This window comes from uncultured Aquincola sp. (genome assembly GCF_964001545.1).
Classification (GTDB): domain Bacteria; phylum Pseudomonadota; class Gammaproteobacteria; order Burkholderiales; family Burkholderiaceae_C; genus Aquincola.
In genome coordinates, this window is sequence record NZ_CAXFDV010000733.1 from 1 (window position 1) to 10235 (window position 10235).

Here is a 10235-nt window from a genome sequence, read left to right on the forward strand (position 1 = left end):
CCGGCGCGGGTGATCAACACCCACCTGCATGCCGACCACTGCGGCGGCAATGCCGCGCTGCAGGCCGCCAGCGGCGCCGAGTGCTGGGTGCCCGCGCCTTTGGTGGATGCCGTCAACCAATGGGACAGCGCCGGTGCGCTGAGCTTCGACGCCATCGACCAGCGCTGCGACCGCTTTGCCGCCCACCACGGCCTGGCCGACGGCCAGCACCTGCGCCTGGGCGGCCACGACTGGCAGGTGCATGCCGCGCCCGGGCACGACCCCGATGCGGTGATGCTGTTCGAGCCCACGCAGCGGGTGCTGATCTCGGGCGATGCGCTGTGGCAGCAGCGCGTGGCCATCGTGTTCCCCGAACTGGTGGGCGAAGACGGCATCGGCCCGGCGCTGGCGGCGCTGCAGCGCATCGAGGCACTGGCGCCGCGCTGGGTGATTCCGGGCCACGGCGCGCCTTTCAGCGCGGTGGCGGAGGCGATCGCGGCCAGCCGGCAGCGCCTGGCGCTGTTTGCGCAGCAACCGCTGGCGCATCTGCGCTACGCGCTACGGGCGCTGGTGATGTTCCACCTGCTGGAGTGGCGCAGCCGGCCGCGGGACATGTTGCTGCACTGGATGACCACCACGCCTCTGCTGGCCGGCATCGCCCGGCAGTTGCCGGCGGGCCTGGCGCTGGCCGACTTCGCGGCCGACAACCTCGATCGGTTGCTGCACGACGGCACGCTGGTGGCCGACGCTGGGCAGGTGCGCCTGCCCTGACGGCAACGCCCGGGCGCCCTCAGGCGCCGACGTTCAGCGGAATCGTCACCGGCCCGTCGTTGAGCAACCGCACCTGCATGTCGGCGCCGAACTCGCCGGCCTGCACCAGCGGGTGCTGGGCGCGGGCGCTGGCCAGCACCGCTTCATACAGCTCACGCCCCAGCGCCGGCGGCGCCGCCCCAGTGAAGCTGGGCCGGTTGCCGCTGCGGGTGTCGGCCGCCAGCGTGAACTGCGAGACGATCAGCAGCCCGCCGCCCACGTCCTGCACGCTGCGGTTCATCTTGCCCGCCTCGTCGCTGAAGATGCGCAGCTTCAGCAGCTTGGCCACCAGCTTGTCGGCCACGGCGGGCGTGTCGGTGGGTTCGGCGCACACCAGCACCAGCAGGCCGCGGCCGATCTGGCCGACCACACGCCCCTCGACCGTGACCGAGGCCTCGGCCACCCGCTGCACCACGCTCAGCACGGCGGGCTCAGCCCAGCGTCACGCGGGCGAACTTGCGCTTGCCCACCTGCACCACGAACGTGCCGGGTTCCACCTTCAGCGCCTTGTCGGCGATGGCCGTGCCGTCGATGCGCACGCCGCCCTGCTCCACCATGCGCAGGCCTTCGCTGGTGGAAGCCACCAGGCCGGCCTGCTTGAGCAAGGCGCCGATGGCCAGCGGCCCGCCCGCCAGCGCCACCTCGGGCACCTCGTCGGGCACGCCCCCGCGGGCGCGGTTCTGGAAGTCCTGCTCCGCCGCCTCGGCCGCCGCCGCGCTGTGAAAGCGCGCGGTGATCTCCTTGGCCAGCATCACCTTGGCGTCCTTCGGGTTGCGGCCGGCGGCCACCTCGGCCTTGAGCGCCGCGATCTCGGCCTCGGAGCGGAAGCTCAGCAGGGTGAAGTACTTCCACATCAGCACGTCGCTGATCGACAGCAGCTTGGCGAACATGCTGTTGGCCGGCTCGGTGATGCCGATGTAGTTGTTCTTGCTCTTGCTCATCTTCTCGACGCCGTCCAGGCCTTCGAGCAAGGGCATGGTCAGGATGCACTGCGGCTCCTGCCCGTATTCCTGCTGCAGGTGGCGGCCCACCAGCAGGTTGAACTTCTGGTCGGTGCCGCCCAGTTCCAGGTCGCTCTTGAGCGCGACCGAGTCGTAGCCCTGCATCAGCGGGTACAGGAACTCATGCACGCTGATCGGCGTGTTGGCGCTGTAGCGCTTCTGGAAGTCGTCGCGCTCCATCATGCGCGCCACGGTGTAGCGGGCGGCCAGCTGGATCATGCCGCGCGCGCCCAGCGCGTCGCTCCACTCCGAGTTGTAGCGGATCTCGGTGCGCGCCGGGTCCAGCACCAGGCTGGCCTGCTTGTAGTAGGTCTGCGCGTTGTGCTCGATCTGCTCCTTGGTGAGCGGCGGCCGGGTGGCGTTGCGGCCCGAGGGGTCGCCGATCATCGAGGTGAAGTCGCCGATCAGGAAGATCACCTGGTGGCCCAGATCCTGCAGCTGGCGCATCTTGTTGAGCACCACGGTGTGGCCGATGTGGATGTCCGGCGCGGTCGGGTCCAGCCCCAGCTTGATGCGCAGCGGCGTGCCGGTGGCCTCTGAGCGTTGAAGTTTTTTCAACCAATCGGCTTCGGGCAGCAGCTCGTCGCAGCCGCGGCGGCTGATCGCCAGGGCTTCCAGCACGCGGTCGGACGGCACGGCGTCATTCACATTTGTTGACATGGAGGGCTTGTAAATCCAGAAGACCAACCTACTCGAACGAGGGGGTCGGTCGATATACTCGTAGGACAACGAGAACACGTCCCTATCGACGGCGTCCGACGCCTGATCTCGATTCTAGCGATCACCCCTCGGACGCCTTTTTTTCGACACCGTGGCCCAGCAGTACGCGCTGCGCTGCACGACCTTCGGGGCCCATCGTCCCGCCGACTCAAATTGGATTCTTTGGGAACGCTGGCGCGTGTTGGCACCGCCGTTGAAAATTTCCGTAGACGTCATCCCCGCGGGATCACCGTCGCAGTCGTCACCTTCCTGGCCGGTGTGTCGGCCACGGCCTTCGGCATCGCGCCCATGGCGCCGGATGCGGCCGACCTGCCGCAGCGCGTCATCAGCGAATCGGTGGAGCATGAAGCCGTCGGCAGCCAGCTCGAAGCGCTGGCCGCCCATGAGCTGACCCTCAGCCGCAACGACCTCACCCGCCCCAGCGACACCGCGGACACCCTGCTCAAACGCATGGGCGTGGCCGACGTGGCGGCTGCCAACTTCCTGCGCCGCGACCCGATCGCACGCCGGTTGCTGGAAGGCCGCTCGGGCAAGATGGTGCAGGCGGTGGCCGATGGCGACGGCCGGCTGGTGAGCCTGGTGGCCCGCTACGCCGCCGAATCGTCCGACCCCGCCGCCAGCCAGTTCACCCGCCTGACGGTGGAGCGCGACGGCAGCGGCTGGCGCAGCCGCATCGCGCTGGCGCCGCTGCAGTCGCAGGTGCGCTTGGCCAGCGGCACGGTGCAAAGCTCCTTCTTCGCCGCCAGCGACGAAGCCCGCATTCCTGACGCCATCGCGGCCCAGATGGCCGAGATGTTCGCGGCGGACATCGACTTCCACCGTGAGTTGCGCAAGGGCGACACCTTCAGCATCGTCTACGAGGCGCTGACGGCCGATGGCGAGCCCATCACCTGGAACCAGGGCACCGGCCGGGTGCTGGCCGCCGAGTTCGTGAACGCCGGCAAGGCCTACCAGTCGGTCTGGTACCGCGACACCGCAGGCCGCGGCGCCTATTTCGGTTTCGACGGCCAAAGCAAGCGCCGCACCTTCCTGGCCAGCCCGATGGAGTTCTCGCGCATCACCTCCGGCTTTGCGATGCGCTTCCACCCGATCATGCAGACCTGGCGAGCCCACCGCGGCGTGGACTACGGCGCGCCCACCGGCACCGCGGTGCGCAGCGTGGCCGATGGCATCGTCACCTTCGCCGGTGTGCAGAACGGCTACGGCAACGTCATCGAAGTGCGCCACACCAACGACCCCAGCACGCTGTACGCGCACCTGTCGCGCATCGGCGTGCGCAAGGGTGAGCGCGTGAGCCAGGGCGAAACCATCGGCGCGGTCGGCTCCACCGGCTGGGCCACCGGCCCGCACCTGCACTTTGAGTTCAAGATCGACGGCCAGCAGCAAGACCCGCTGAAGATCGCCAAGAGCTCCGAGGCCGTCACCATCTCGTCGGCCCAGCGCGCCGATTTCACCGCCCGCGCCTTGACCTACAAGGCGCAACTGGCCCTGGCGCAGACGATCTCGGGCGCCCACGGCGCCGGCGACTGACGACAGACGCACGGATGGCGCACCTCGGCCATCCGGCGCCGGGCCTGTACATCGGCCTGATGTCGGGCACCTCCATGGACGGCGTGGACGCCGTGCTGGCCGACATCGGCGCCGGCGGTGGCAGCGTGCAGGTACTGCGCCATGTGCATGCACCCTTCAGCCCCGCCTTGCGCGCCGCATTGATGGCGCTGAACCAGCCGGGCGACAACGAACTGCACCGCGCCGCGCTGGCCGCCAACGGCCTGGCCCTGGCCTACGCCGAGCGCGTCGATGCGCTGCTGGCGGACCTGCCGCGCGCTCAGGTGCTCGCCATCGGCGCCCATGGCCAGACCGTGCGCCACCGGCCGGGTGAATTCGACGGCCACGGCTACACGCTTCAATTGCTGAACGGCGCACTGCTGGCCGAGCGCTGCGGCATTCCGGTGGTGTGCGATTTCCGCAGCCGCGACGTGGCGGCCGGCGGCCAGGGCGCACCGCTGGTGCCGGCTTTTCATGCCGCGCTGTTTGCCCGCCCGGGCGAAGCGGCGGCTGTGCTCAACCTGGGTGGCATCGCCAACCTCACGCTGCTGGGCGCCGACGGCGCCGTCACCGGCTTCGACTGCGGACCGGCCAATGCGCTGCTGGACGGCTGGTGCGAGCGGCATACCGGCCGCGCCTATGACGACGGCGGCCGCTGGGCCGCCACCGGCCGGGTGGACGAAGCACTGCTGGCGCGCTGGCTGCAGGAGCCCTTTTTCCACCGCGCGCCGCCCAAGAGCACCGGTCGCGACCTGTTCGACCCCGGCTGGCTGGACCGCGAAGTGCCGGCCGGCCTGCGCCCCGAAGACGTGCAGGCCACGCTGGCCGAGCTGACGCTGCGGCCCATCGTCGCCGACCTGCAGCGCCATGCGCCGGCCGCGCGCCAGCTGTGGGTGTGCGGCGGCGGCGCCTTCAACCAGCACCTGATGCAGCGCCTGGTCGCGCTGCTGCCCGGCGTGCGGGTGGCGCCCACCAGCGAAGCCGGCATCGACGTGATGCAGGTGGAAGCGGCCGCCTTCGCCTGGCTGGCCCAGGCCTTCATGGAACAACGCCCCGGCAACCGACAAGAGGTCACCGGGGCGCTGGGGCCGCGTGTGCTGGGTGCCTGGCACCCAGCCTAGGCAGGCAAGGTCAGGCCGAGAAGCTGGAGCCGCAACCGCAGGTGGTGGTGGCGTTCGGGTTCTTGATCACGAACTGGGCGCCTTGCAGGTCGTCCTTGTAGTCGATCTCGGCGCCCACCAGGTACTGCAGGCTCATCGCGTCGATCAGCAGCGTCACGCCGTTCTTGCTCATCTGCGTGTCGTCTTCGTTCACGATCTCGTCGAAGGTGAAGCCGTACTGGAAGCCCGAGCAGCCGCCGCCTTGCACGAACACGCGCAGCTTCAGTTCGGGGTTGCCTTCTTCGTCCACCAGCTCCTTGACCTTGGAGGCCGCGCTGTCGGTGAAGATGATGGGCGCCGGCATTTCATCGGCGACGGGGGTGGCGATCGGTTCGGCTACGGCGTTCATGAGGAGCTCCTTCCAAGAGGACATGCGGACGAACCGCTGGCGTTCAAGCGGGATTATCGCGGCAGCGGTCTGCCCCCACGCGCAGGGCGGGCTAGTGAACAGGCCGTGCACAAAAAAGCCGCCCGAAGGCGGCTTCTTGAAGTCGGCAGGCGCGATCAGCGCTTGCTGAACTGCTTGCGGCGACGAGCGCCGTGCAGACCGACCTTCTTACGCTCGACTTCACGAGCGTCGCGGGTCACGAACCCGGCATTGCTCAGCTCGGACTTCAGCGCCGCGTCGTAGTCGATCAGCGCGCGGGTGACGCCGTGGCGCACCGCACCGGCCTGGCCGCTTTCGCCACCGCCGTGCACGTTGACCTTGATGTCGAAGGCTTCGACGTTGTTCGTCAGGAACAGCGGCTGCTTGACGATCATGATCGAGGTCTGGCGGCCGAAGTACTGCTCGACCGGCTTGCCGTTCACCGTGATCTGGCCCGTGCCCTTCTTGATGAAGACACGTGCGACAGACGACTTGCGACGGCCCGTTCCGTAGTTCCAATTGCCGATCATCTCAGCTCCTTAGATTTCCAGCGTCTTGGGCTGCTGAGCGGTGTGCGGGTGGGTGTCACCGGCGTAGACCTTCAGCTTCTTGACCATCGCATAGCCCAGCGGACCCTTGGGGAGCATGCCCTTCACGGCCTTTTCCAGGGCGCGGCCGGGGTGCTTGGCCTGCATGTCCTTGAACTTGGTCGCGTAGATGCCGCCCGGGAAGCCCGAGTGACGGTAGTACACCTTGTCATTGGCCTTGTTGCCAGTGACGCGGAGCTTGTCGGCATTGATGACGATGATGAAATCGCCGGTATCGACGTGAGGCGTGTAGATGGCCTTGTGCTTGCCGCGCAAACGGAGTGCCACTTCGCTGGCAACACGTCCGAGCACCTTGTCGGTGGCGTCGAGCACAAGCCACTCGTGCTTCACTTCGGCCGGCTTGGCGCTGAAGGTCTTCATGAGGGGTCTTTCAAAGGAAACGGACTGGTTCGGCGCATCGGCTTCTTCGGTGCCATTCTCTCGAGGTGGCCTCTCAGTCGCTGCCGGCGCCCCGTGAAGGAAACCGGCGTGCACGCCCTTGCCCCGTCCGTAAAAAGGGCAAGCCCGCGAGCATACACGAATTCACCCAAGCGCGGGGCCTGTTGCACACAGGCCGGCCGCACGCCAAGGCCGCTGCATCGCTACACTCCTAGGGTAAACACTGATTCGCCCCGCTGTCGCCCCGGAGTCCGCATGAACACACGCACTGCCACTTCCCCCGCCGATCCCGGCCCGGCGGCGCGGTACCGCTGGCTGCCGGTGCGCTCGCTGGCGCAGCGCCACCGCCCCCGCATCCTGGCGCACCTGCTGGCGCTGAAGGATGGCGACCGCTACCTGCGCTTCGGCTACGCCGCCTCCGACAGCCAGATCGGCCGCTATGTGGACGGCATCGACTTCGTGCACGACGAGGTGTTCGGCATCTTCAACCGCCGGCTCGAGCTGGTGGCGCTGTCGCACCTGGCGGTGCTCAGCCCCGTGGCCGGGCAGCCGCGGGCGGCCGAGTTCGGCGTGTCGGTGGTCGACAAGGCGCGCGGCCGCGGCTTCGGCGCCCGGCTGTTCGAACATGCGGTGCTGCATGCGCGCAACCGCGGCGTGTCCACGCTGGTCATCCACGCCCTCAGCGAAAACACCGCGATGCTCAAGATCGCGCGCCGGGCTGGCGCGGTGGTGGAGCGCATGGGCTCGGAGGCGGAAGCGCGGCTGAAGCTGCCGCCCGAAGACCTGCTGTCCAACGTGGAGCAGCTGCTGGGCGAGCAGGTGGGCGAGATCGACTACCGGCTCAAACTGCATGCGAGGCAAGTGGGCTCGCTGCTCGACGGGCTGTCGACGGTGCGCTCGCTGTTCGGGGCCGCCGGCCGCGGCGCCAGCGAGTAAGTACCGGGGAGAAAGCGAGCGGGCATTAACATGCGGCGCTTGCCTCTCCTCCTCCACCGATGCACCCGTCGTTGCCCTGGTTGATCACCTGGGCCGCCATCGCGCTGGGCAGCTTGCTGTTCCTCGTGGCGGTCCTTCGCCGCCGCCGCGCCGCCCTCAGCCCGCCGGGGCTGCCCGACGAGTGGCCGCTGGCCGCGCGCCCGGTGTTCAGCGCCGACGAGCGCAGCGTCTACCGTCAGCTGCGCGAGGCCCTGCCTGCACATGCGGTGCTGTGCAAGCTGCCGCTGCTGCGCTTTTGCCACCCGAACGACCCCGCCAGCCTGCGCTATTGGTATGAGCTGCTGGGCAGCCTGAACGTGTCGTTTGCCATCTGCACCGGCAGCGGCCGGGTGCTGGCGGCCATCGACATCGAATCCGGCGGCCGCCTGTCGCGCCGCGGCCAGCGCATCAAGGAATCGGTGCTAGGCGCCTGCGAGGTGCGCTACCTGCGCTGCAAGGCCCATGCGCTGCCCACCATCCCCGAGCTGCAGCTGATGGTGGCCGACAGCGTGCACGCCGAGCCCGCGGCCGCCGCGCCGGTCTGGGCCAGCTACCGGCCGGCCGGCACGCCGGAGTCCAGCGGCTTCATCGATTCGTTCCTGCTGGGCTGGCGCCGCTCCACCCCGGCTGCGCGCGGCGGCGCGGGTCGCGGAGCATGACGGGCTACGCCGAACTCGATCCCGGTCTGGTGCTGGAGGCACTGGACGCGGTGAACCTGCGCGGCGATGGCAGGCTGCTGCAGCTCAATTCCTACGAGAACCGGGTGTTCCAGGTGTTCCTGGAAGACGGCGACGTGGTGGTGGCCAAGTTCTACCGCCCGGGCCGCTGGAGCGACGCGCAGATCCTGGAAGAACACGCGTTTGCGCTGGAACTGGCCGACGCCGAGGTGCCGGTGATCGCGCCGCGGGTGCTGCAGGCGGCGGCCGATGCACCGCAGGCGGTGCAGCTGGCCGGCCAACCGCCGACGCTGGCCACGCTGGGCGCCGGCGATCAGCCGCACCGCTTCGGCGTGAGCCCGCGCAGCACCGGCCGCGCGCCCGAGCTGGAAGACCCGCTGGTGATGGAATGGCTGGGCCGTTTCCTTGGCCGGCTGCATGCGGTGGGTGCGCGATCGCGCTTTTTGCACCGGCGCACGCTGGACGTGGCCACCTTCGGCACCGCCGCCCGCCAGCGGCTGCTGGACGGCCGCTTCGTGCCCGAGCCGCAGGATGTGTTGTGGGCCGATGCCAGCGCCCGCGCGCTGGCCCTGGCGCAAGCCGCCTTCGATGCCCTGCCGCAGGCCCGGCAGCTGCGCCTGCATGGCGACTGCCACCCCGGCAACATCCTGTGGCGCGACGAAGGCCCGCACGTGGTGGACCTGGACGACGCCTGCAACGGCCCGGCGGTGCAGGACCTGTGGATGCTGCTGTCGGGCGACCGGCCGACGATGGCGATGCAGCTGGAGTGGCTGCTGGAAGGTTATGAGCAGTTCATGCCCTTCGACCGCCGAGAGCTGACGCTGATCGAGCCGCTGCGCACGCTGCGCATGATCCACCACAGCGCCTGGATCGCCGAGCGCTGGGGCGACCCGGCCTTTCCGGCGGCGTTTCCGTGGTTCGGCACCGCCGCCTACTGGCAGCAGCAGACGCAGCAGCTGCGCGAGCAGATTGAAACCATGCAAGAGGGCTGAGAACGACAGCCCCCAAGCTCGCTGCGCTCGCGCCCCCCCCTCCAATCAGGCCGTCAGCAGCCGCGTCACGCGCTGCACGTGCTCGGCCGGGCTGTCCAGCTGGCCGCCTTCGGCCAGCCAGGCCTGGTCGAACAGCAGGTTGGCCAGGTCATCGAAGTGCGACTCGTCGGTTTCCAGGCGCTTGACCAGCGCATGCGACGGGTTCACTTCCAGGATGGGCTGGGTCTTGGGCGCCTGCTGGCCGGCCTGCTTGAGCATGCGGGCCAGGTGGGCGCTCATGTCGCCTTCTTCCACCACGATGCAGGCCGGTGAATCCACCAGCCGGCTGGTCACGCGCACGTCCTTGGCGCGCGCCGTCAGCGCGGTCTTGAGCTTCTCGAGCACGGGCTTGAAGGCCTCGGCCGCCTCTTCGGCCTGCTTCTTCTCTTCTTCGTCCTGCAGCTTGCCCAGGTCCACCGCGCCCTTGGCCACGCTTTGCAGCGGCTTGCCTTCCACCTCGTACAGGTGCGAGAGCATCCACTCGTCCACGCGGTCGGTCAGCAGCAGCACCTCGATGCCCTTCTTGCGGAAGATCTCCAGCTGCGGGCTGCTCTTGGCGCCGGCCAGGCTGTCGGCGGTGATGTAGTAGATGGCCTCCTGGCCTTCCTTCATGCGGCCGATGTAGTCGGCGAACGAAACGCCTTCGTCGGCCTGGGTGGAGGCAAAGCGCAGCAGCTTGACCAGGCGCTCCTGATTGGCATGGTCCTCGCCCACGCCTTCCTTCAGCACCGCGCCGAACTCCTTCCAGAAGGCCGCGTACTTGTCCTTCTGGTTCTCGGCCACGTCTTCCAGCATGCCCAGCACGCGCTTGGTACTGCCCTCGCGGATAGCCTTGACGTCGCGGCTTTCCTGCAGCAGCTCACGGCTGACGTTCAGCGGCAGGTCGGCAGAGTCGATCACGCCCTTGACGAAGCGCAGGTACACCGGCATCAGCGCCTCGGCGTCGTCCATGATGAAGACGCGCTTGACGTACAGCTTCAC

The 10235-nt window shown here is 68.8% G+C and carries 12 protein-coding genes; 6 read left to right on the forward strand and 6 right to left on the reverse strand.

Translation table 11 applies throughout. The annotated features are described in order from the left end of the window. Positions 1 to 750 (forward strand): MBL fold metallo-hydrolase (locus ABNT58_RS25710; RefSeq protein ID WP_348756225.1); only part of this gene is annotated, 750 nt, incomplete at its 5' end. A gap of 19 nt (positions 751 to 769) precedes the next feature. Here ABNT58_RS25710 and dtd read toward each other — a convergent pair. Beyond that, on the reverse strand, positions 770 to 1213 hold the full coding sequence (dtd, locus tag ABNT58_RS25715; protein WP_348756226.1) for a D-aminoacyl-tRNA deacylase: 444 nt from the start codon (positions 1211 to 1213) through the stop codon (positions 770 to 772). 7 nt (positions 1214 to 1220) lie between these two features. Continuing rightward, positions 1221 to 2426 carry a tyrosine--tRNA ligase gene (gene tyrS / locus ABNT58_RS25720; protein ID WP_348756227.1) on the reverse strand — a complete coding sequence of 402 codons (1206 nt, stop codon included), beginning with the start codon at positions 2424 to 2426 and terminating at the stop codon, positions 1221 to 1223. Between the two features lie 342 nt (positions 2427 to 2768). Between tyrS and ABNT58_RS25725 the strand changes: the two genes are divergently transcribed. Further along, positions 2769 to 4040 carry a peptidoglycan DD-metalloendopeptidase family protein gene (locus ABNT58_RS25725; protein ID WP_348756228.1) on the forward strand — a complete coding sequence of 424 codons (1272 nt, stop codon included), beginning with the start codon at positions 2769 to 2771 and terminating at the stop codon, positions 4038 to 4040. A gap of 14 nt (positions 4041 to 4054) precedes the next feature. Next, complete coding sequence (locus ABNT58_RS25730; RefSeq protein ID WP_348756229.1) at positions 4055 to 5179, forward strand: anhydro-N-acetylmuramic acid kinase; 1125 nt, start codon at positions 4055 to 4057, stop codon at positions 5177 to 5179. Between the two features lie 10 nt (positions 5180 to 5189). Here ABNT58_RS25730 and erpA read toward each other — a convergent pair whose 3' ends face one another. The 3 genes from erpA to rplM form a co-directional block, all read right to left on the reverse strand. Beyond that, positions 5190 to 5567, reverse strand: a complete 378-nt coding sequence (gene erpA, locus ABNT58_RS25735; protein ID WP_348756230.1) for an iron-sulfur cluster insertion protein ErpA — start codon at positions 5565 to 5567, stop codon at positions 5190 to 5192. A gap of 155 nt (positions 5568 to 5722) precedes the next feature. Further along, positions 5723 to 6115 carry a 30S ribosomal protein S9 gene (gene rpsI / locus ABNT58_RS25740; protein WP_250198710.1) on the reverse strand — a complete coding sequence of 131 codons (393 nt, stop codon included), beginning with the start codon at positions 6113 to 6115 and terminating at the stop codon, positions 5723 to 5725. Between the two features lie 9 nt (positions 6116 to 6124). After that, positions 6125 to 6553: a 50S ribosomal protein L13 gene (rplM, locus tag ABNT58_RS25745; RefSeq protein ID WP_257799581.1), complete on the reverse strand. Its 429-nt coding sequence runs from the start codon at positions 6551 to 6553 to the stop codon at positions 6125 to 6127. Positions 6554 to 6826: 273 nt separating this feature from the next. Between rplM and ABNT58_RS25750 the strand changes: the two genes are divergently transcribed. The 3 genes from ABNT58_RS25750 (at position 6827) to ABNT58_RS25760 (ending at position 9215) form a co-directional block, all read left to right on the forward strand. Continuing rightward, positions 6827 to 7507: a GNAT family N-acetyltransferase gene (locus ABNT58_RS25750; RefSeq protein ID WP_348756231.1), complete on the forward strand. Its 681-nt coding sequence runs from the start codon at positions 6827 to 6829 to the stop codon at positions 7505 to 7507. A 71-nt stretch (positions 7508 to 7578) separates the two neighbouring features. Next, a complete protein-coding gene (locus tag ABNT58_RS25755) occupies positions 7579 to 8205 on the forward strand; it encodes a DUF2726 domain-containing protein (protein ID WP_348756232.1) in 627 nt (208 codons plus the stop codon). Beyond that, entirely contained in the window at positions 8202 to 9215 is a 1014-nt protein-coding gene (locus ABNT58_RS25760) for a serine/threonine protein kinase (protein ID WP_348756233.1), read from the forward strand. The genes ABNT58_RS25755 and ABNT58_RS25760 overlap by 4 nt, the downstream gene beginning before the upstream one ends. A gap of 45 nt (positions 9216 to 9260) precedes the next feature. Here ABNT58_RS25760 and htpG read toward each other — a convergent pair. Then, a partial coding sequence (gene htpG / locus ABNT58_RS25765) for a molecular chaperone HtpG (RefSeq protein WP_348756234.1) occupies positions 9261 to 10235 on the reverse strand: 975 nt, incomplete at its 5' end.